Annotated in this window: 19 protein-coding genes and 1 pseudogene; 8 read left to right on the top strand and 12 right to left on the bottom strand. The window is 64.2% G+C overall.

Annotated elements, in window-relative coordinates; all coding sequences use genetic code 11:
- Positions 1 to 7: 7 nt before the first annotated feature.
- From cyoD to cyoA, 4 genes are read right to left on the bottom strand one after another with little or no spacing between them, the layout of a single operon-like run.
- Positions 8 to 388, bottom strand: coding sequence for a cytochrome o ubiquinol oxidase subunit IV (cyoD, locus tag YU9_RS0116570; RefSeq protein WP_027573864.1), 381 nt, complete (start codon positions 386 to 388; stop codon positions 8 to 10).
- A complete protein-coding gene (gene cyoC / locus YU9_RS0116565; RefSeq protein WP_027573863.1) occupies positions 385 to 1,014 on the bottom strand; it encodes a cytochrome o ubiquinol oxidase subunit III in 630 nt (209 codons plus the stop codon). The genes cyoD and cyoC overlap by 4 nt, the downstream gene beginning before the upstream one ends.
- A complete protein-coding gene (cyoB, locus tag YU9_RS0116560; protein ID WP_027573862.1) occupies positions 1,015 to 3,012 on the bottom strand; it encodes a cytochrome o ubiquinol oxidase subunit I in 1,998 nt (665 codons plus the stop codon).
- Between the two features lie 11 nt (positions 3,013 to 3,023).
- Positions 3,024 to 4,184 (bottom strand): ubiquinol oxidase subunit II, encoded by a 1,161-nt coding sequence (gene cyoA / locus YU9_RS0116555; RefSeq protein ID WP_027573861.1) that lies wholly within the window; start codon positions 4,182 to 4,184, stop codon positions 3,024 to 3,026.
- 181 nt (positions 4,185 to 4,365) lie between these two features.
- Here cyoA and YU9_RS0116550 point away from each other — a divergent pair, with 181 nt between their 5' ends.
- Complete coding sequence (locus tag YU9_RS0116550) at positions 4,366 to 5,694, top strand: MFS transporter (protein WP_027573860.1); 1,329 nt, start codon at positions 4,366 to 4,368, stop codon at positions 5,692 to 5,694.
- 227 nt (positions 5,695 to 5,921) lie between these two features.
- Here YU9_RS0116550 and YU9_RS0116545 read toward each other — a convergent pair whose 3' ends face one another.
- Positions 5,922 to 7,313, bottom strand: a complete 1,392-nt coding sequence (locus tag YU9_RS0116545) for a M48 family metalloprotease (RefSeq protein WP_027573859.1) — start codon at positions 7,311 to 7,313, stop codon at positions 5,922 to 5,924.
- Positions 7,314 to 7,447: 134 nt separating this feature from the next.
- Positions 7,448 to 8,297: pseudogene (locus YU9_RS41560) on the bottom strand (thermonuclease family protein).
- A 290-nt stretch (positions 8,298 to 8,587) separates the two neighbouring features.
- Here YU9_RS41560 and YU9_RS0116535 point away from each other — a divergent pair.
- From YU9_RS0116535 to YU9_RS0116525, 3 genes are all read left to right on the top strand, one after another.
- Entirely contained in the window at positions 8,588 to 9,793 is a 1,206-nt protein-coding gene (locus YU9_RS0116535) for an ABC transporter substrate-binding protein (RefSeq protein ID WP_027573858.1), read from the top strand.
- Between the two features lie 151 nt (positions 9,794 to 9,944).
- Positions 9,945 to 10,733, top strand: a complete 789-nt coding sequence (locus YU9_RS0116530) for an enoyl-CoA hydratase (protein WP_027573857.1) — start codon at positions 9,945 to 9,947, stop codon at positions 10,731 to 10,733.
- 2 nt (positions 10,734 to 10,735) lie between these two features.
- Positions 10,736 to 11,482, top strand: coding sequence for a hypothetical protein (locus tag YU9_RS0116525; protein WP_027573856.1), 747 nt, complete (start codon positions 10,736 to 10,738; stop codon positions 11,480 to 11,482).
- 152 nt (positions 11,483 to 11,634) lie between these two features.
- Here YU9_RS0116525 and YU9_RS0116520 read toward each other — a convergent pair whose 3' ends face one another.
- The 3 genes from YU9_RS0116520 to YU9_RS0116510 are packed head-to-tail and all read right to left on the bottom strand — an operon-like array spanning position 11,635 to position 14,711.
- Entirely contained in the window at positions 11,635 to 12,453 is an 819-nt protein-coding gene (locus tag YU9_RS0116520) for an enoyl-CoA hydratase/isomerase family protein (protein WP_027573855.1), read from the bottom strand.
- A gap of 17 nt (positions 12,454 to 12,470) precedes the next feature.
- Positions 12,471 to 13,631, bottom strand: coding sequence for an acyl-CoA dehydrogenase family protein (locus YU9_RS0116515; RefSeq protein WP_027573854.1), 1,161 nt, complete (start codon positions 13,629 to 13,631; stop codon positions 12,471 to 12,473).
- 15 nt (positions 13,632 to 13,646) lie between these two features.
- Complete coding sequence (locus tag YU9_RS0116510; protein WP_027573853.1) at positions 13,647 to 14,711, bottom strand: acyl-CoA dehydrogenase family protein; 1,065 nt, start codon at positions 14,709 to 14,711, stop codon at positions 13,647 to 13,649.
- Positions 14,712 to 14,960: 249 nt separating this feature from the next.
- Here YU9_RS0116510 and YU9_RS0116505 point away from each other — a divergent pair, with 249 nt between their 5' ends.
- Entirely contained in the window at positions 14,961 to 15,746 is a 786-nt protein-coding gene (locus tag YU9_RS0116505) for an SDR family NAD(P)-dependent oxidoreductase (protein ID WP_027573852.1), read from the top strand.
- 192 nt (positions 15,747 to 15,938) lie between these two features.
- Here the strand turns inward: YU9_RS0116505 and YU9_RS0116500 are convergent, their stop codons facing one another.
- The gene (locus tag YU9_RS0116500) at positions 15,939 to 16,211 is read right to left on the bottom strand and encodes a GlsB/YeaQ/YmgE family stress response membrane protein (RefSeq protein ID WP_174221543.1); all 273 of its coding nucleotides are present in this window, start codon (positions 16,209 to 16,211) and stop codon (positions 15,939 to 15,941) included.
- A gap of 28 nt (positions 16,212 to 16,239) precedes the next feature.
- A complete protein-coding gene (locus YU9_RS0116495) occupies positions 16,240 to 16,806 on the bottom strand; it encodes a YidB family protein (protein WP_027573850.1) in 567 nt (188 codons plus the stop codon).
- 166 nt (positions 16,807 to 16,972) lie between these two features.
- On the opposite strand from YU9_RS0116495, the gene YU9_RS0116490 reads away from it, so the two are divergent.
- A complete protein-coding gene (locus tag YU9_RS0116490; RefSeq protein WP_027573849.1) occupies positions 16,973 to 17,980 on the top strand; it encodes a 2-dehydropantoate 2-reductase in 1,008 nt (335 codons plus the stop codon).
- Between the two features lie 424 nt (positions 17,981 to 18,404).
- On the opposite strand, the gene YU9_RS49035 is transcribed toward YU9_RS0116490, so the two are convergent.
- Positions 18,405 to 19,028, bottom strand: a complete 624-nt coding sequence (locus YU9_RS49035) for a hypothetical protein (RefSeq protein WP_027573848.1) — start codon at positions 19,026 to 19,028, stop codon at positions 18,405 to 18,407.
- 412 nt (positions 19,029 to 19,440) lie between these two features.
- On the opposite strand from YU9_RS49035, the gene YU9_RS0116475 reads away from it, so the two are divergent.
- Positions 19,441 to 20,079 (top strand): RraA family protein, encoded by a 639-nt coding sequence (locus YU9_RS0116475; protein WP_027573846.1) that lies wholly within the window; start codon positions 19,441 to 19,443, stop codon positions 20,077 to 20,079.
- Between the two features lie 546 nt (positions 20,080 to 20,625).
- Entirely contained in the window at positions 20,626 to 21,105 is a 480-nt protein-coding gene (locus YU9_RS47750) for a hypothetical protein (protein ID WP_156951930.1), read from the top strand.
- The last annotated feature ends 10 nt before the right edge of the window (positions 21,106 to 21,115 follow it).

Here is a 21,115-nt window from a genome sequence, read left to right as displayed (position 1 = left end):
GTCTTGCTCACTTCATTCCCGTCATCTGGTGGACCGGCATCATGTTGCTGTTGAGGTGGCTCATCACCCACAGCGAACCGGACAGTGCGATCACAACCATCACGATGGTGAAGATCAGCGCCATCATGCTCCAGCCGTTCTCGGACGTCGTGTTCATGTGCAGGAAATAGATCATGTGCACGACGATCTGCACGATCGCGAACGCCATGATCACCAGCGCGGTGACCTGCTTGCTCGGCAGCGTACCGCTCATCACCAGCCAGAACGGGATCGCGGTGAGCACCACCGAGAGCACGAAACCGAGCATGTAGCTCGAGAACGTGCCGTGGGCGTGGCCGTCGCCGTGGTGATGATCGTGCGCGCCGGCTGCGTGGGTATCGGTGCTCATCGCAGAACTCCCAGGAGATAGACGAAGGTGAAGACGCCGATCCAGACCACGTCGAGGAAATGCCAGAACATCGACAGGCACATCAGGCGGCGGCGATTGGCCTCGATCAGGCCGAATTTTTGGACCTGCACCATCAGCGTCACCAGCCAGATCAGGCCGCAACTGACGTGCAGGCCGTGGGTGCCGACCAGGGTGAAGAAGGCGGACAGGAAGGCGCTGCGCTGCGGGGTGGCGCCCTCATGGATCATGTGGGCGAACTCGGTGAGCTCGATGCCGATGAAGGCGGCGCCGAACAGGCCGGTGATCGCCAGCCACATCTGGGTCTGGGCGATCTTGTTCTGCTGCATCGTCAGCATCGCAAAGCCGTAGGTGATCGACGACAGCAGCAGCATCGACGTGTTCACCGCGACCAGGTTCAGGTCGAACAGGTCCTTCGGCGCGGGGCCGGCGGCGTAGTTGCCGCCGAGCACGCCGAAGGTGGCGAACAGGATCGCGAAGATGAGGCAGTCGCTCATCAGGTAGATCCAGAAGCCGAGCGAGGTGCTGTAGCCTTCCGGATGCGGATGCTCGTCGGCGAGATAGAAGACCGGCTCGCCGGTTTGGGTGGGATTGACAGCGATCGTCATTTACTTGGCTCCGGCGAGCAGTTTGGTGCGCGCGTCCTCGGTCCGGATGACGTCTTCAGCCGGAATGTCGAAGTCGCGGTGATAGTTGAAGGTGTGGCCGATGCCGACGGCGAGCATCGCGATGAAGCTCACGGCGGCGAGCCACCAGATGTACCAGATCAGGCCGAATCCCATCGCGGTGGCAAGGCCGGCGAGGATGACGCCGGTGCCGGTGCTGCTCGGCATGTGGATCGGCTTGAACCCGGTGAGCGGACGCTGGTAGCCGCGCTTCTTCATGTCCCACCACGCGTCATTGTCGTGAACGACGGGGGTGAAGGCGAAGTTGTAGTCCGGCGGCGGCGAGGAGGTCGCCCATTCCAGCGTGCGCGCATCCCAGGGATCGCCGGTGACGTCCTTGAGCTGCTCGCGCTTGAGGAGGCTGACTGCGAACTGCATCAGCATCGAGAGGATGCCGATGAAGACGAAGACGGCACCGATCGCGGCGATGACGAACCAGATCTGGAGCGAAGGATCGTCGAACACGCGCAGGCGGCGGGTCACGCCCATCAGGCCGAGCACGTAGAGCGGCATGAAGGCGAGGTAGAAGCCGGTGACCCAGAACCAGAACGACATCTTGCCCCAGAACGGATCGAGCTTGAAGCCGAACGCCTTCGGGAACCAGTAGTTGATGCCGGCGAAGGCGCCGAACACCACGCCGCCGATGATCACGTTGTGGAAGTGTGCGATCAGGAACAGGCTGTTGTGCAGGACGAAGTCGGCCGGCGGCACCGCGAGCAGCACGCCGGTCATGCCGCCGATCACGAAGGTCAGCATGAAGGCGATGGTCCACATCATCGGCAATTCGTAGCGGATGCGGCCGCGGTACATCGTGAACAGCCAGTTGAACATCTTCGCGCCCGTCGGGATCGAGATGATCATCGTGGTGATGCCGAAGAACGAGTTGACGCTGGCACCCGAGCCCATCGTGAAGAAGTGGTGCAGCCAGACCAGGTACGACAGGATGGTGATGACGACCGTGGCGTAGACCATCGAGGTGTAGCCGAACAGCCGCTTGCCGGAGAAGGTCGAGGTGACCTCGGAGAAGATGCCGAACGCCGGGAGAACCAGGATGTAGACCTCGGGGTGGCCCCAGATCCAGATCAGGTTCACGTACATCATCGGGCTGCCGCCGAAGTCGTTGGTGAAGAAGTTGGTACCGACGTAGCGGTCGAGCGACAGCAGCGCGAGCACGACGGTCAGGACCGGGAAGGAGGCGACGATCAGCACGTTGGTGCAGAGCGAGGTCCAGGTGAACACCGGCATCTTCATCATGGTCATGCCGGGGCAGCGCAGCTTGACGATGGTGCAGATCAGGTTGATGCCGGATAACGTCGTGCCGACGCCGGCGACCTGCAGTGCCCAGATGTAGTAGTCGACGCCGACATCAGGACTGTAGCCGATGTTCGAGAGCGGCGGATAAGCCAGCCAGCCGGTGCGGGCGAATTCGCCGATGAACAGCGAGGCCATCACCAGCACCGCGCCGCCGACCGTCATCCAGAAGCTGAAATTGTTCAGGAACGGGAACGACACGTCGCGCGCGCCGATCTGGAGCGGCACGACGTAGTTCATCAGGCCGGTGACCAGCGGCATCGCCACGAAGAAGATCATGATCACGCCGTGGGCGGTGAAGACCTGGTCGTAGTGATGGGCGTTGAGATAGCCTTCGGAGCCGCCAAAGGCGAGCATCTGCTGGCCGCGCATCATCAGCGCGTCGGCAAAGCCGCGCAGCAGCATCACGATGCCGAGGATCATGTACATGATGCCGATGCGCTTGTGGTCCACGGTGGTGAACCATTCGCGCCAGAGATAGCCCCAGAGCCGGAAATAGGTGAGGCCGCCGAGCAGCGCGGCGCCACCGAGCGCGACCACCACGAAAGTGCCGACGACGATCGGCTCGTGCAGCGGCAGCGATTCGAAGCCGAGCCGGCCGAAGATGAGCTTGAGAAGTTCAGGAGACATGCGCGTTCTCTTTAGGAATCTGACTTCGGACGCAGTCCGAGGAAGAAGGACGAGGATTTCAGCGGCGTGAAGGTCGGCCGCTTCAATCCGGCGCCGGTGAGCGGCGCAATGTCGGCCGGGGCCTTGATCGACGCGGTGGTCTGGCCTTGCGGCGCATCCGGTGTGCAGGCGCCGGCGACGAAAGTCGGCTCCGGTCCGAGCACCGTGCCGCGGCGCGCATATTTGTCGTAAGTGAGCGGCAGGGTGTTGTTCAGGCCCTCATGGCCGTTGCCGCCCTTGGCGTCGATCGCCATCATCTCGCTCTGGCACATCTTGCCGGTCTCGACGCACATGTTGAGGATCAGGCGGTAGAGATCGGCATCGACCGTGCCCCAGCGACGCACCGGCTCGTTCTGGCTGGGCTTTTCGAGCTGGAGATATTCGGAGCGGCCGAGCGAACCGCCGGCCGACTTGGCGCTGGCGATCCAGGCGTCAAAGCCCTTGTCGTCGAGGCCCTGGAAGTTGAAGTGCATGCCGGAGAAGCCGGCGCCGCTGTAGTTCGCCGAGAAGCCCTTATAGGTGCCGGCGTGGTTCACGACGGCGTGGAGCTTGGTCTCCATGCCCGGCATCGCATAGATCTGGCCGGCGAGCGCGGGGATGTAGAACGAGTTCATCACCGAAGAGGCGGTGATACGGAAGTTGATCGGGCGATCGACAGGCGCGGCCAACTCGTTGACGGTCGCAATGCCGTAGTCCGGATAGATGAAGAGCCACTTCCAGTCGAGCGCGACCACGTCGACCTCGAGCGGGGCTTTGGACTGGTCCACGGCGCGCTCGGCATGGATGCGGCCGAGGGTGCGATAGGGGTCGAGCAGATGCGTGCCCATCCAGGTCAGCGCGCCCAGGCAGACGATGATCAAGAGCGGCGCCGACCAGATCACCAGCTCGAGCTTGGTCGAGTGGTCCCATTCCGGCTCGTAGCGAGCGGCCGTGTTGGACTGGCGATAGCGCCAGGCGAACAGCACCGTCAGCGCCATCACCGGGACGACGATCAGGAGCATCAGGACGGTGGAGATGATAACGAGATCGCGCTGCTGGGCAGCGATGTCGCCGGCTGGCGCCAGCACAACGTAGTCGCAGCCGCTGAGCGCGGCAGCCAGAGGTAGTAGTGCCAGGATCTTGAGACGAGACACGGGCCGAGCCTTTGAGAATGAGTTTCCTTTGCGGGGCCAACGGGTAGCTGCGGCGCAGCAATCCGGACATTGGACAATTTGTCCAATGTTGCAGTGCGGGAGGTTGGGTCAAACAGGGGCAGATTGCCTGGCGTCCGGCCGGGCGTTCGGCTTTGGTTTTCAGGACGTTAAGGGCGCACGAATGGCGACGGCACAGACCCCCGCAATGGCAGACCTCCACACGGGCGAGCACGGCCACGACCAGGCCAGTCCCGGCGAGATCGCCATCGGCGTCATCATCGGCCGCACCTCGGAATTCTTCGACTTCTTCGTCTTCGCGATCGCCTCGGTGATCGTGTTTCCGCGCCTGGTGTTCCCGTTCGCGAGCGAACTGACCGGCACCCTTTATTCTTTCATGATCTTCGCGCTGGCCTTCATGGCCCGGCCGATCGGCACCGTCATTTTCATGACGATCGACCGTGCCTACGGCAAAACGGCCAAGCTGATCTCGGCGCTGTTTCTGCTCGGCACCGCGACCGTGGCGCTCGCGTTCTTGCCCGGCTATCACGACATCGGCGTCGCCGCGATCTGGCTGCTGGCGCTGGCTCGTATCGCGCAGGGTCTGGCCTGGGGCGGCGCCTGGGACGGCATGGCTTCACTGCTGGCGCTGAATGCACCCGCTTCGAAACGCGGTTGGTACGCGATGGTGCCGCAGCTCGGCGCCCCGCTCGGACTGATTGTCGCGAGCGCGCTGTTCGCCTATTTCGCCGGCAACCTCTCGGCCGATGATTTCTTCGACTGGGGCTGGCGCTATCCGTTCTTCGTTGCGTTTGCCATCAACGTCGTGGCGCTGTTCGCCCGTCTGCGCATGGTGACGACCGAGGAATACGCCTCGTTGTTCGAGACCCGTGAATTGCAGCCCTCGCGCATCTCCGAAACGGTCGCGCGCGAAGGCCAGAACATCATGCTCGGCGCATTCGCGCCGCTGGCGAGCTTCGCGCTGTTCCACATGGTCACGGTGTTTCCGCTGTCCTGGGTGTTCCTGTTCACCCGCGAAAGCCCGGTGCGCTTCCTGATCATCGAGATCGTCGCCGCCGTGTTCGGCGTCGCCGCGATCGTTGTCTCCGGCATCATCGCCGACCGTGTCGGACGTAAATCGCTGCTGATGGGATCGGCGATCGCGATCGCGATCTACAGCGGCTTCGCGCCGCAACTGCTCGATGCCGGTGCATTCGGCGAGACCATCTACATGGTGATCGGCTTCATCCTGCTCGGCCTGTCCTTCGGCCAGTCCTCCGGCGCGATCGCCTCGAACTTCAGGCAGGCGTACCGCTACACCGCCTCGGCGTTGACCTCTGATATGGCCTGGCTGTTCGGCGCCGGCTTTGCCCCGCTGGTCGCGCTGCTGCTTGCCACCAATCTCGGCGTCATCGCCTCGGGTGCGTATCTCTTGTCCGGCGCGTTCTGGACCCTGCTCGCGCTCTGGCTCAGCGGCCAGCGCGAGAAGGGGGATATGGACACCGGGCGCTGATTGGCGCGCAGGCGGCTCCTCCTACTCAACTCGCCGATCCGGGACCCATAATCCCGGGGGAGGGGTTATGGAGCTGGCTGAGCACTCCGAGTCTTCGCCAAACCAAATCCTGCGGCTATGGGTCTCGGATCTGCGCTTACGCTTGTCCGGGACGACGGCGGAGTTTGCAGAACGAGATCCCGGATTCGCGCTAAGCGCGCCCCGGGACGACGACGGAATTCGCAGCGTCAATCCGCCACGATCTTCACGCGATCGCGCACCTTCACCTGCGCGGTGCGATCGAGTCCGTTCAGCACGCGGAAGCGCTCGGCGGGATGATCGACGCCGGCCATGCGGTGGGAGAGCGACTCCACGGTATCGCCGGGTTGCACGGTGATGACCTTGATGCGCAGCGGGCGCGCGGCCTGGATCTCGTCGAGCGTCAGGCGGCGGAACGAGTTGACGGTCTCGCGCGCGTTGCGCTCGCTCTCGGTCGACTTCTGCCTTGTCGCGAAGATGAAGCGATAGACGTCGCTGCCGAAGCGCAGCGCATAGACCTTGAACTGCCACTGATCGCCCTTGGCGGTGGCGGACGCCGCCGGGAAACCGTTGATGGTGATATCCTCGGTCGAGGCCTTCTCGACGCCTTCCATCCAGCCCGAATTCAGATAGTCGCCGAGCGACTGCTCGGCCGGCACGCGCACGACGTCGAAGCGCATCGCCTGTGCGCCGCCCTCGCGCACGCCGATCACGGCCTGCGCGGTGTTGTCGAGCGTGAAATTGTCCGGCGCCTGGAAGGTGAAGCCGAGCTTCGGATGCAGGAAACGCCGGCCGCGGACAAAACCCTCGCTGGGGTCTTCGCCGTAGACGAGGTTGTCGATCGCGGCGAGGTAGCTTTCGCGGTCGCGCTCGGCGCCTTCAGGCGCAGTGTATTGCCGCGCGATATTCTGCGCGTTCTGCACCCGTTCGGGGGTTGCCGGATGCGACGAGGTGAAATCCTGCGCGCGCGGATCGAGCGAGCTCTTGCCGGCCTTCAGCTCGGCATTGCGCTCCATCGCTGACAGGAAGCGCGCTGCGCCATAAGGATCGAAATGCGCCTTGGCGGAGATTCCGACGCCGATGCCGTCGGCCTCGAACTCCTGCTTGCGCGAGAAGCTCGCCATGGTGAGCTTGGTCTTGGCCAGTGCGAGCGCGGTGAGATCGGGATCGTTGCTCATGTCGGTGACGACGCGGGTGACGATCGCGGCCTGGCGGGCCTGGTCCTCGCGCATCGCCGCGTGCTTGGACAGCACATGCGCCATCTCGTGACTGAGCACGGAGGACAATTCGGAGGTGTCGCTGGCGAGCGCAAGCAGGCCGCGCGTGACATAGAGCTGGCCGTTCGGCAGCGCGAAGGCGTTCACCGCGCCGGAATTGAGGATGGTGACCTTGTAGCCCTGGTCGGGACGGTCGGAGGCTGCGACCAGCCGGTCGACGGTCTTGCTGACGAGCGCCTCGAGCTTGGGATCGTCATAGGTGCCGCCATAGCTCGCCAGGATGCGTTCGTGCTCCTTCTCGGTGGCGGGGGTTTGGGCGACGGCGGGCTTCGGCTTCGGCATCACGACGGTCGCCGGGGTCGCCGTGGTCTGGAACCGGCCCATATCGCCACAACCGGCGAGGGCCGTGCCCAGGACGAGGCACAGCGCAGCCGGCGCCGCCCGCAGCCGGCGGCGTTCACTCCGTACGTGCCGTTCTAGCACCCCATCCACGTCGCTTAACCCGTGCCTGGCCTGTCTTAAGGCCTTACCCCTGTCGGCTCGTTTGCGCCCAGCAACTCGACCTGCCCCACGAGGCGCACAGCGATGCGCGGCCCCGTATTCCCCTCCACCCAGCCCCGAACGCGAATACGTTTATTTTCCAAGGACTTAAAGGCGATGCCAGCCCTTCGAACGCCGGTAGCGTGCGCTTTGAAATAGTCACGGCAAAGCCACGTGTCCAGTTCCGTCCGAAGTTGAGGTAGGTCATTGCCCCAGCTTGCCGGACTGACAGGACTTTGCCCTCGATTACCGCAAAGCGCCCGATCTCCGCCAAAATATCGTCCGGACTTTCCGCGTTTTTATGGCCGACGGGTCAGCCCAGCTGCCCATTTTTTGGCGTCGTGCCGCGGCCTCGGACGCCATCAGGGCGGCCGCGCAGTCCTTGTCCACGATCTCGGCCGAGACCATGGCGTCGCCCCGGGCCAGCAGCGTGGCCTGCGCAGAGCTGTCGCTTTCGCCGATGAAGACCAGCGCACCCTGGCGGCCGTACCGGTCGGGCGTGTCGTCGGGGCTGCGCAGCGTCACGTCGCGGCCGGTGAGCAGCGAGGCCAGCGCCTGCTTCGTGGTCGCCGTCGGCTCGATGCCGGTCAGGCGGATCTCGCGCCCATCGTCGAGACGGACGCTGCGCGCATCGATGATGGCAGCGACGCGGCCTTCGCCTTGCGACTCGAATTGGCAGGGTGTCGCGAGCGCCGAGTTACTCGCGACAAGAAGACATGCGACGATGAAGTGAAACCGTTGTGTCACGTGACCCGGAGAGGTTGCGTTGCGTGCCAACCATAGCTCATGCGTAGTGGGTCGCGAAGAGGCTTCGCCATACTCCGTCATTGCGAGCGCAGCGACTTGTCCGCCGAAGCCTTTGGCGAAGGCGGAAGCAAATCCAGGCTGCCACCGCGGAGGGATTCTGGATTGCTTCGCTGTGCTCGCAATGACGTGGAAGCGTTTGTCCGCGTCTTACCATTCCGCTTTGCGGAAAACATGCGCGGCAATCGTGCACACACTGCGCGCCCCGCGCTTGCTGCCCCCTTGCGCATGCGGCATGATTGCGGCAACAGCGATCACCAAGAGCAATAACCAAGCCGCCATCAGAGCACGGCGCGATAAGGGAGGTCTTTTTCATGAAGAGTATTTTGTCGGGCATTTTTGCTGCGTCGCTTGCCCTCAGTGCGAGCGCGGTGCAGGCTCAGGACAAGCCCCCGCTGAAGATTGGCGGCATTCTCGACATGTCGAGCCTCTATGCAGATATCACGGGCCCCGGCAGCGAGACTGCGGCCAAGATGGCCGTCGAGGATTTTGGTGGCGAGGTGCTGGGGCGCAAGATCCAGGTGCTGGCGGCCGATCATCTCAACAAGGCCGATCTCTCCGCCAACATCGCCCGCGACATGCTCGACAACCAGGGCGTCGAGATGATCTACGACGTCGCGGCCTCCGCGACCGCGCTGGCCGCCGGCGAGATCGCCAAAGCGCGCAACAAGATCATCATGTTCAACGGCCCGGGCTCGATCCGTCTCACCAACGAGGCCTGCGGTCCCTTCACCATCCACTACGTGTTCGACACCTACGGCCAGGCCAATGTGACCGGCCTTGCGGCCGTGAAGTCGGGCCTCGACAGCTGGTTCTTCCTCACCGCCGACTACGCCTTCGGCCAGGATCTGGAGAAGGACACCAGCGCCGTCGTGACCAAGACCGGCGGCAAGGTGCTCGGCGGCGTCCGCCATCCGCTCAACACGTCGGACTTCTCGTCCTTCCTGCTCCAGGCCCAGGCCTCCAAGGCCAAGGTGATCGGGCTTGCGAATGCCGGCGGCGACACCATCAACGCCATCAAGCAGGCGGCGGAGTTCGGCATCACCAAGGGTGGCCAGAAGGTCTCGCCGCTGCTCGCCTTCGTCACCGATATCGATTCGATCGGGCTGGAGACCGCGCAGGGCTTGCTGCTCGCCGAGGCGTTCTACTGGGACCTCAACGACGACACACGTGCATTCTCGAAGCGCTTCATGGAGCGCACCAAGCGGGTGCCGACCTCGGCGCAGGCCGGCGTCTATTCCTCCGTCACGCATTACCTGAAAGCCGTGAAGGCAGCCGGCACCACCGACGCCGCGGCGGTGATCAAGGTGATGAAGGAGACGCCGATCAACGACTTCTTCGCCAAGGGCGGCAAGATCCGCGAGGACGGCCGCATGATCCACGACATGTACCTGTTCGAGGTGAAGAAGCCCTCGGAGTCCAAGGGCCGCTGGGACGATTACAAGCTGCTCGCCACCGTCCCCGGCAGCGAGGCGTTCCAGTCGCTCGAGCAGTCGCGCTGCCCGCTGGTGAAGAAGTGACGGCGTGACGTAAGTCACGACGTCATTGCGAGGAGCTCTTGCGACGAAGCAATCCAGACTGCATCTGCGGAAATATTCCTGGATTGCTTCGCTTCGCTCGCAATGACGGTGTGGTGATAGCTCGGCTAGATAACAACCAGGGAGACGCCCCATGAACGACATGGTCCTGCAAAAGCTCGAAGGCGGGCTGCTCACCATCACCATGAACCGCCCGGAGCGGAAGAACGCGCTCAACCCCGAGATGGTCGCCGGGCTGGTCGAGGCGGCCCAGCGTGCGGCTGCTGATCCCGAGGTGCGGGCGGTGCTGTTTAGGGGCGCCGGCGGCTCTTTCTGCGTCGGCGGCGACGTCAAGTCGATGGCAGCAGGCCGCGCGCCGCTGCCGTTCGAGCAGAAGCTCGCAAACCTCCGCCGCGGCATGGAGGTCTCGCGCATCCTGCACCAGATGCCGAAGCCCGTGGTGGCGCAGCTCGATGGCGCGGCGGCCGGCGCCGGCCTGTCGATGGCGCTATCCTGCGATCTGCGCATCGCCTCCGAGTCCTGCAAGATCACCACCGCTTTTGCCAAAGTCGGCTTCTCCGGCGATTACGGCGGCACCTATTTCCTCACCCAGCTGCTAGGCAGCGCGCGGGCGCGCGAGCTCTATCTGATGTCGCCGGTGCTCACGGCCAGGGAAGCGCACGCGATCGGCATGGTGACCAAGGTCGTGCCCGACGCCGAGATCGACGCCGCCGCGCACGAGCTCGCGCTGTCGCTGGCGCAGGGTCCCTCGATCGCGCTCGGCTTCATCAAGCGCAACATCAACAATGCCGAGCATCTGGCGCTGGAAGACTGTTTCGACGGCGAGGCGATCCATCACACCCGTTGTGGCGACACCGAGGACCACAAGGAAGCCGCAAAGGCCTTCGTCGAGAAGCGCAAGCCGACGTTCAAGGGCGCATGACGATGGCGCCCTATATCCGGCTGCGTCAAATCTGCCTGGTCGCGCCGCAGCTCGAGCCTGTGATCACGGATATCGCCAGGATCATGGGCCTTTCCGTCTGCTATCGCGACGGCAATGTCGCGAAATACGGTCTGGAGAACGCGCTGCTCCCGGTCGACACGATCCTGCTGGAAGTGGTGGCGCCCTTCAAGGACGGCACCACGGCCGGCCGCTTCATTGAGAAGACCGGCGGCCGCGGCGGCTATATGGCGATCTTCTGCTGCGATGACCCGGACGAGCGCGGCCGCAACGCCAACGCGCTCGGCGTGCGTACAGCTAACGTCATCGACCATGCGCCTTATCACGGTGTGCAGCTCCACCCCCGCGACTGCCGCGCCGCCTTCATCGAGTTCAACCACACCGAAGGCAGCGACGACATCCTGGGCGCCTATCCGCCGGCGGGACCCGATTGGCAAAAATTCATCCGCAAGGATGTGACACAAGCCCTGACGGCGGTGGAGATGCAGAGCCCGGATCCGGCGGCGCTGGCGGAGCACTGGGGCAAGATCATCGGCGTTGCGCCGCGCGATGCCGAATTGAGACTACCGAACGCAACCTTCCGCTTCGTGAAGGGCGCCAGCGAGATCATGAGCGCGCTGGAGTTTCGGGTGACTGACGTGGCGCAGGTGCTGCATACCGCAAAGGCGAAGGGCCTTGCGGTTGCGGGGAATGAGTTCTTGCTGGGCGGGGTGACGTTTCGCGTGAGCTGATCTGGTGCTTCGTTATCCGTCACCCTGAGGTGCTCGGCCTCTTCGGCGAGCCTCGAAGGGCGACGGCCACCGGCGCCGTTCATCCTTCGAGGCTCCCTGCACGGTGCTGTGCACCGTGCAGTTCGCACCTCAGGATGACGGGTCGGGGTACGCTACCGCCCTTTAAAATTCGCCACGCGCCGTTCCTCCGTGGCCTTCACGCCTTCCCTAAAATCCTCCGTCGCGCGCAGGCGCGTCTGCTCGGCGAGCTCGTGATTGGTCGCGGCCATAACGCGGTCGGCGAGGCCGTTGCGCATCGTGGCGCGAGTCGAGAGCAGGCCGAGCGGGGAGCATTCGGCGATCTCGCCGGCGAGCTTCATCGCGGCCGCCTTGACCTGGTCCTGCGGCACCAGCTCGTTGGCGAGGCCCCACTTCACCGCCTCTTCGCCGGTGACGCGGCGGCTGGTGTAGAACATCAGCTCGGCGTTGTTCTTGCCGATCAGTTCGGGCAGCGTCACAGTCAGGCCGAAGCCGGGATGGAACCCGAGCTTGGTGAAATTCGCCGAGAAGCGCGCTTCCGGGCAGGTGACGCGGAAATCGGCCGACACTGCAAGGCCCAGGCCGCCGCCGATGGCCGCCCCCTGCACGGCGGCAACGATCGGCTTCTTGGCGCGGAAGATGCGCACGGCCTGGATGTAGAGATGGCTGATCGGCCCGAGATTGTCGGCCGGATCGCCTTTCTTGACTTGTTCGGCCTCGCGCGCTTCCTGTGCCTGCCGTGCCGGATCGCCGAAATTGGCGCCGGCGCAGAATGCCTTGCCCTGCGCCGACAGAACCGAGGCGCGGATCTCGACGTCGCGGTCGAACTCGTCGAGCGCATCCGCGATCTGGTTGATCAGCGAGATGTCGAAGAAGTTGAGCGGCGGACGGCGGATCTCGATGGTGCCGACGTGCCCGACCTTCTCGACGCCGATGTCTTTATACGTGCTCATGATGATCCTCGATTGAATTAGCGCAAGCCAAGCCCGCGGGCGATGATGCCGCGGAGCACCTCAGTGGTGCCGCCCTGGATGGTGAGTTTCGGTGCGGTCTTGATGGCGAAGTCGAGCTGCCGCTCCAAGGTCTCGCGGTTGGTCGCGGTCTCCTCGACGAAGGCGGCGAGATCGCGCACGCGGTGCGGCAGCTGCTGCTCCCACACCGTGCCGATATCCTTGACGATCGAAGCTTCGACCACCGGCTCCTTGCCGGCTTCCAGCATGCCGGCAACGGAGACCGACATGCGCCGCATGGTGTGGAGCTGCGCGACGAGGCGGCCGATGCCTTCGGCGCTGCGCGTATCCGGATTGGGACCGACCGCGCGCACCAGCTCCGTCAGCACGTAATACGTCTCGAGGAAACGCTCGGGGCCCGATCGCTCATAGGCGAGCTCGCTCGTCGCCTGCTTCCAGGCACCGTCGACTTCGCCGAGCACGTGATCATCAGGAATGAAGTGATCGGTGAAGACGACCTCGTTGAATTCGTACTGGCCGGTGATCTGGCCGATCGGGTTCACCTTGATGCCCGGCTGCTTCATCTTGACCAAGAATTGCGTCAGGCCGTGACGGCGGTTTTCCTTGGTCGGCGGCGAGGTCCGGAAGATCGCGATCATGTAGTCGGCGATGTGTGCCGACGAGGTCCAGATCTTGGTGCCGTTGATGAGATAGCCGCCGTCGGTCTTGGTCGCGCGCGTCTTCGCCGCGAACAGGTCGGAGCCGGAGTTCGGCTCGCTCATGCCGATGGCAAAGCAGATCTCGCCGCGGCAGATGCGCGGCAGGATCTCCATCTTGATGTGCTCGGGCGCGTATTTCAGCAGCACCGGGCCGCTCTGGCGGTCTGCGACGAAGAAGCGCCGCGTCGGCGCATTGGCGACGCGCATCTCCTCGGTCACCACATAACGTTCGAGGAACGAGCGCTCCTGGCCGCCATATTTCTTCGGCCAGGTCATCCCCAGCCAGCCCTTGGCGCCGACCCGGCGCGAAAATTCCGGCGCATCGGTGTCCTCGCGGTTGGGCTTGTGCGGATCGAAGGTGCCGGCAGCGATTTCCTCGGCGAGGAAGGCGCGCACTTCCTTGCGCAATTGTTCGCATTTCTCCGGCAGGCGGATCGGATCGAAACGGAGGGCAGCGGTCATGTGTTCTCTCCCCGATCAGCGCGACGCCACGAGCGGCCACAATTCATCGGCGCCGCGGCTCGCAACCAGCTTGCCGAGCTCGACGGCCCAGTAGCTCTCCGAGCCGAAATCGTCGCGCCAGGCCAGCGCGCGCAGCGAATAGCGGTGCAGGATGTGTTCCATGGTGAAGCCGATCGCGCCGTGCACCTGATGGGCGATGCCGCCGCCTTTCTCCGCGGCTTCGGCGCAGCGGATTTTTGCGGAGGCGGCTTCGAGATAGACCTCGTCGTTGAACGATTTTGCATTCGCGATCGCGTCGGCGGCAGATGTCGCCGCTGCAAGCGCTGCGGCGGATTCGCCGGCAAGGCGCGCGAGATTGTGCTGCACCGCCTGGAATTTCGAGATCTTCTTCTCAAAGGCGACGCGCTCGTTGGAATAGCGCACGGAGATGTCGAGCACCGATTCCAGCGCGCCGGCGATCTGGAGGCTGCGCGCGACGCCGCCCATCAGCATCAGCGTGGTCTGGTCGAGGCCCTTCGGTGCGGGCTTGGTGGTGATTGGCTGAATCCTGTCGAGCGTGACGGTGTCGCTGTGGTCGTAGCCGACATTGAGGCCAGCCTCGATCCGCACCTTCATCGCATCGATCAGCGCGATGACCGCGCCATCCTTGCCGTGCGCCAGCACCGCAAAATTTTTCGCCGCTTTGGCAAAGGGCACGCCGCGGGCCCGGCCGGAGAGCGCGCCGTCGGCATCGACGGTGATGCGATCCTTCGGGCTCGCCGGCACGACCGTCATCTCGCCTTCGGGGGAGGCGATTCTGGCCTGCGCCAGCAGCCAGCCGGCCAGCATGGTCTCGGCCAGCGGCACCGCGACCGCGAAGCGGCCGGCGGCGTTCAGCAACGCAAAACCGTCGGCGAGGCTCGCGCCGGAGCCGCCGAGATCGTCAGGCACCCAGGACAGCGGCAAGCCGGCTTCGCTCAGCGCCTGCCACAGCGGCGCCTGCCACGCATTCGTCTTGTCGTTGTTGATGGTTTGCGGATCGGCGAGATCGGCGAAGATCTTCTCCGCGGTCTCGACGACGATATTGTCACTCTCCGCCACAGCGTTCCCCGTGTCTTGCCATTGGCGCGTCCCGCCTCCTTGGGCCGGCGCGCGGGTTCTTCTTGCGCCCGATGATCGGAAAAAGCCATGGCCCTGACAAGCGTTGATCGCAGGTCAACCTGCGGCGCGGGCATGGGCGCAAGGACCAATAGAAGGCTAATTCCGCTTAGCGGAGTTTGCTCGATTTGCAGGGCGCGGCAAACTCGCTAAACAGGACGCCGCGATCAAAGACAGGGGAAGGAGATCGGGATGGCAAAGGACAGCTTGTGCGCAATCGTGACGGGGTCTGCCTCCGGCCTTGGCGCAGCAACCGCGGAAATTCTGGCGCGGAGCGGGGCGCGGCTCGTCATCAACTATTCGTCGAGCCAGAAGGAAGCAGAGGCTACGGCCGAGCTCTGCCGCAAGGCCGGCGCGGCGGAGGTGCTGGTTGCGCAGGGCGACGTCTCGAAGGATGAGGATTGCCGCAAGATCGTCGCTGCAGCTAGCGGCTGGGGCCGGCTCGATATTCTCGTCAACAATGCTGGCACCACCAAGCACGTGGCTCACGCGGATCTCGACGGCTTGTCGGCGGAAGATTTCCAGCGGGTCTACGGCGTCAACACCATCGGTCCGTTCCAGATGGTGCGCGCCGCGCGCAGCCTGCTCGAAGCCGCTGCGAAGGCTTCGGGGCGTCCGTCGGCGGTCGTGAACGTCTCGTCGGTCGCCGGCATCAGCGGCGTCGGCTCGTCGATTGCGTACGCCGCGAGCAAGGGCGCGCTCAACACCATGACGCTGTCGCTGTCGCGCGCGCTGGCGCCGCTGATCCGCGTCAACACCGTATGCCCCGGTTACATCGACACGCCCTGGTTCACCAAGGGCCGCGGCGAGGCCGGCGCCAAGCAGGTGCGCGACAGCGTCGTGGCGAAGGTGCCGCTGAAGGTCGCCTCATCCGCCGAAGACATCGCCCAGCTCGTCTGCTTCCTGGCGATGCCGGCCTCCAGCAACATGACCGGCGAGGTCGTGCGCATGGATGCAGGGATGCATTTGATTACGTGAGATCGCGCACCAAACTCCGCTGTCATCCCGCCTAGTGCGCAATAGCGCACGGGGCGCGGGGATCCATAACCACAGGGAGTGGTTTCGCGAAGATTCGGAGTTATCAACCTTCGCCAAACCACTCCCTGGGGCTATGGGTCCCGGATCCGCGCGCGCTTGGGGCGCGCTTGTCCGGGACGACACCGAATGTGTTCACCCCTTGATCACCCCGCTCGCCACCAGCCGGTGCCAGATGAACAGCACCACCACGGCGCCGATCGTCGCCGTGATGAAGCCGGCACCCTGGTCGGGGCTGTAATGGCCGATGGCCTGGCCGACGAAGGTCGCCAGAAAGGCGCCGGCGATGCCGAGGATGGTGGTGAGGATGAAGCCGCTCGGATTGTTCGGCCCCGGCGCAAGCCAGCGCGCGATGAGGCCGGCGACGAAGCCGACGACGATGATCCACAACAGGCCGCCCATGCTCATGAGTGTGCTCCCCTTCCCGAGACCGCCATCAGATTCGCTCCGAGAGTTCGTTCTCGGTCGGCAGCCGTCCGTCCGGCGTCAGATGGTCGATCACCTGCGGCAGATATTGGCTGAGGCCGGAGAGCAGCTCCTCGCGTGACAGGCCGCTCTGGGCGGACAGGCTGTCGATCTGGTCGGCGCCGAGTGCGCTGGCGAGATCGCCCGGAGCGATCGGCTTGTTCTCGCCCTTGCCGACCCAGGAATTCGCGGTGTCGCCGTGACCGCTCTGCTGCAGCTGGTTGAGGAGATCGCCGAGCCCGCCGCTGAGCACGGTGCCGGCCGCGCCGCCCGCGAGCAGGCCGCCGAGGCCACCCTTCAGCAGATCGCTCAGACCGCCACCCGCACCTGCGTTCACCGGAGGAGGCGCGGGCGCCGGTGACGGTTGCGGCGCTGAGCCCGACTGATTGGCGGTGAAATGCTTGAACGCCTTCCAGGCGAGCAGGCCGAGCAGCGCCATGGTCATCGGCGACATGCCGCCGGAGGATTTCTCGGAGCTCGGCGTGCTGGGGCCGCGCGGGCCGTTCTGCATGCCGTTGAGGACGTCGAGTAGACCCATGGTGCTCTCCTTTGGCGTCTCGTTCGGCGAGCGCTCGCCGCTGACTGCCCCCGGGGCGAAAACATATGGGGCTCTCATGACGGTTACAAGGCGGATGCGTCGCAACCAATGGGCAGCCGCCCTCGCCTCTGCTATCGAAGGGCCGGTCATTCAGGGAGCGAGCTCAGTGGTTACGGATCGACCGATCGTGGTGGCCGGCGCCGGCGCCATCGGCTGTTTCGCCGGCGGCATGCTGGCCGCTGCCGGTCGCCGTATCGCGCTGCTGGTGCGGCCGCGGGTAAAGACCGAGATCGAGCGGTTCGGACTGCGGCTGACCGATTTCGACGGCTCCGAGAAAAGGCTTGGCGCGGGGCAGCTCGCGCTATCAGAGGATCCTGCGATCTTCCACTGCGCCGGCATCGTGCTGGTGACGGTGAAGAGCGCCGACACCGCCGCTGTCGCGGATCAGATCGCGCAGCATGCGCCGCAGGATGCCGTCATCGTCTCGCTCCAGAACGGCATCGGCAATGTCGCGGTGCTGCGCGAGCGGCTCGGCGGCCGCCGCGTGCTTGCCGGCATGGTGCCGTTCAACGTGATCGCGATGGGCGAGGGCCGTTTCCACCGCTCGACCTCCGGCGACATTCATATTGGAGAGGATGCGGAGAACACGGCCGGAAAGCTCTCGGTCGCCGGCCTTACGGTGCGTCGGAGTGGTGACATCACCGGCGTGCAATGGGGTAAGCTGATCATCAACCTGAACAATGCGCTCAGCGCGCTGTCCGACATGCCGCTCGCCGCGCAACTGGCGAACCGCGACTGGCGAAGGCTGTTCGCGGACCAGATGGCAGAGGGGCTGGCCGCGCTGAAGGCGTCTGGCATCACGCCGGTCTCGGCGACGCCAATCCCAATGGGCTGGACGCCGGCCCTGCTGCGGCTGCCAGACGCGATCTTCAACGTGATCCTGGGACGCACGATCAAGATCGATCCCGAGGCGCGCTCCTCGATGTGGCAGGATCTGAAGCAGGGCCGCAAGACCGAGATCGACTATCTCCAGGGTGCGGTCATCGCGCTCGCCGAGCAAAACGATATCGACGTGCCGCTGATGCGCCGTATTGTTGCGCTGATCAAGCAAGCCGAGGCGGCCGGCAACGGCCCGCCGCGGCTGACGCCGCAGCAGATCCGCGGGTCGGCGTGAGTGCGAAGGAGGAACGCGATGAAGCGTTGTCTGATGATCGGGTTCGCGCTGGCCGCGTTCTGCGGCGCGTCGACGCTAGCCTATGCGAGGCCACCGACGGTCGTGAACTCTCCCGGCTATGACAGGCGATTGCAGGAGAGCAGGTCGCAATTGGGTGGTTCACCGACGGCAACGGCGCCGGCGACCTCAACGGTGCCCACATCCAAGCGCAGCAAGAAGAAGCATCCAAACTGAAGCCACATGCTCCGCTGTCGTCCCGGACAAGCGCGCTCAAAAGCGCGCGCCGATCCGGGACCCATAGCCACAGGGAGAAGTTTGGCGCGAGGCTGACAACCTCGAGTCGTCGTCAAATTCAGTTTCGTGGTTGGGTCCCGGATCTGCGCTTACGCTTGTCCGGGACGACAGTGGAGTGTGTGGCCGCAGCTCACCCCTTCTTCGCGGGCTTGCTCGGTGTCGGGTTGAACAGCTTCTTCAGATCGTTCAGGCTTTCCGATAGCCGCGGCCATTCGCAGGAGAACGAGCCCTTGGTGCACGGCGCGCTCTTTGCCCTCGCGCCTACGGCCTGCTGGACCTTCGGCCGCTCGACCGGGATGGGCACGCGCTCGACGTCGGCTCGCAGCGCGACCTGCTGAAGCTGCTGCACCTGTTGCTCTTGCTGCTCACGCTGCTGGCGGGCCGTCGCTTGGGCCGCTTCATTGCTGCGACGCTGATTGGCGAGATAGGCGGTGTAGGCTTCGTCGATCTTCTTCTGCTCCTCCGGCGTCGGATTGGGGCCGGCGATGTCGAAGGTGCGATCCTGGAGGAAGTCGTAATAGGAATAGCCGCCGCCCGGCTTGCGGCGGCCGGCAAACCTGGCGTTGCAGTCGGCGAGCGCGGATGTCTTCTCGGTCTTGGTTGCGGCCTTCTCGGCGGCGTCGGCGCATTCCTCGAAATCAACCGGCGCACGTTTCCACCATTGCGCCTCGGCATCGGCATGCGTCAGCAGGAAAAATCCTGCTGCGGCAACGAGAAGCAGCGCTGCACGAGGCGATGTAAGGACAGCCGACATTCTACGAGAGCATTCCTTGCCAAACTCAACCCGAACTGAGTCGAGCCGGATTTTTGCCCCTTTATCGCCGCCTTGTCACCCATGGAACCCTGGAATTTCATGGCTGGGATGCTGACATTTTATGCTTGACGTGGCGTGGGAGTCACAGCGCCGCGTCGGCAGGCTGTTACACTTGTGTTGCGAGCGCCTCACCCTCTGCGGCGACGCCAAGAAAAGGAAGTGCAAACCACTGATGCTGCTCCCCCGAAAGCTTCGAGTTCGTCAGTGCTCCGCCGCGCGATGATTCCGGAAAAGTTCGTCGCACGCTGTTGCGCGATGAGCGCGCGGCGTGGATGAAGGAGGGACGCGCCTTCCGGATTTTGCCGGCGAAGGCGCCGGCGCACGCCGAATAGACAAACACGGAAGGACTGACATGACGATCACCATCGCAGCGAGCAGCGTGCCGAAGCCGCCGGCCGATATCATCGAAGGTTTCAGGCATGCGCCGACCTCGGTGATCTCGGACAATCTCGCCCGGCTGCCGGGCGCAGTGGGGCTAAGGCCCTTTCATCGCGGCGGCAAGCTGGTGGGTACGGCCTTCACCGTGCGCACCCGTCCCGGCGACAATCTCGCCATCCACCGCGCGCTGGAGCTGGTCGGGCCTGGCGACGTCATCGTGGTCGATGGCGGCGGCGACGAGACCCGCGCGCTGGTCGGCGAGATCATGAAGAACATCGCGCAATGGCGCAAAGCCGAAGGCTATGTCATCGACGGCGCGATCCGCGATGTTGCGGCGTTCGCGGCCGACGACTTTCCCTGCTACGCCCGCGCCGTGATCCATCGCGGCCCGTACAAGAACGGTCCCGGCGAGATCAACGTGCCGGTGACGATCGGCGGCAGCGTGATCGCGCCCGGCGACATCGTCGTTGGCGACGAGGACGGCGTGGTGTCGTTTCCCGCCGCGGGCGCCACCGCGCTGCTGGACGCCGTCCGCGCCCAGGTCGCGCGCGAGGAGGAGACCATGAAGGCGATCCGCGAAGGCCGCTACCAGGGTTCCTACGGCAAGTCCTGATCGACGCGGGGCTTAAGTCAAGGCAATGGCTGAACTGATTGCAAGTCGAAGTCGGCCATTGCTATTTTCGAAAGTGATTTCACGGTCTTTATTTCGGACGAAGTTCTCTCATGCTTTTTGATGCTGAGGTTGCTTTGAATGATGAGGAATTACGCAGTCGTCCTGCCTGGCTTTCTCGTTCTGTGGGTCTCTGCAAGCAACGAGGTTAGTTCGTGGGAGAGGCGGGGGGCCATCAATGGCCATCCTGCGCGGCCGATCGTTCCGGTTGCTTCGACCGAGCGCGATCGGCGAATGACGGAAGAGACCTACGCAAGAGCAAATGATCTCTCCCCGGACGAGGTCGGAAACCGCTTTGCGGCAAGTGGAGTCCTGCGATGTCCCGGCGGAGATAGCAGCGCTCAAGTGACGGGAGCGCGCGACGTGATCACGACGGCAGCTCATGCATTTCGGGATCTCTGCAAACCCCATACGTCCCCGGACAAGTGTACATTCGAGTATTATCTGGGGGCAGAGAGGCGGACCATTCCGTTGTCGGCGAGCCTATGGATGGACACCTGCGCCGATAGCGCGCCGAAAGCGGTTGTCAGCGATTGGGCAGTCGTAAAGCTCGCATTTCCAGCGGACGTCACGCCTTACGAGATCTATGAGCGGACCGATATTTTGGTCGAGCTGGAGCGCGTCCTGGCAGTTGTCGGCTATGACATCGAAGCCAGAGGAAAGCGGGACAGGTACGGGCCGTTCAACAAGACGATGCAGGAGTGCCAAATCCGCGACGTAAGGGACTGGTCGACGTTTGAAACGAGCTGCGAGTTCACATTTGGCGCATCGGGCAGCGCCCTGTTTCGTCTGTTGGGGAGCCGAATGACCCTGTTCGGCGTTCTCAGCGGCGACTATCACGATCAAGAATATTGTCCGCGCGGCAGCTGCGAGTTCAAGAGCCGAAAATGGTCCAGCGTATACGTGACCTTGAAAGGTGAGTTCAAGGAACGGCTCCTGGCTGCCGTGCGTCTGTCTACGGCAAGATAGAAAGCAGAAA

The organism is Bradyrhizobium sp. WSM1743, from assembly GCF_000473065.1.
Classification (GTDB): domain Bacteria; phylum Pseudomonadota; class Alphaproteobacteria; order Rhizobiales; family Xanthobacteraceae; genus Bradyrhizobium.
This window is presented reverse-complemented; position numbering and strand designations above follow the sequence as displayed.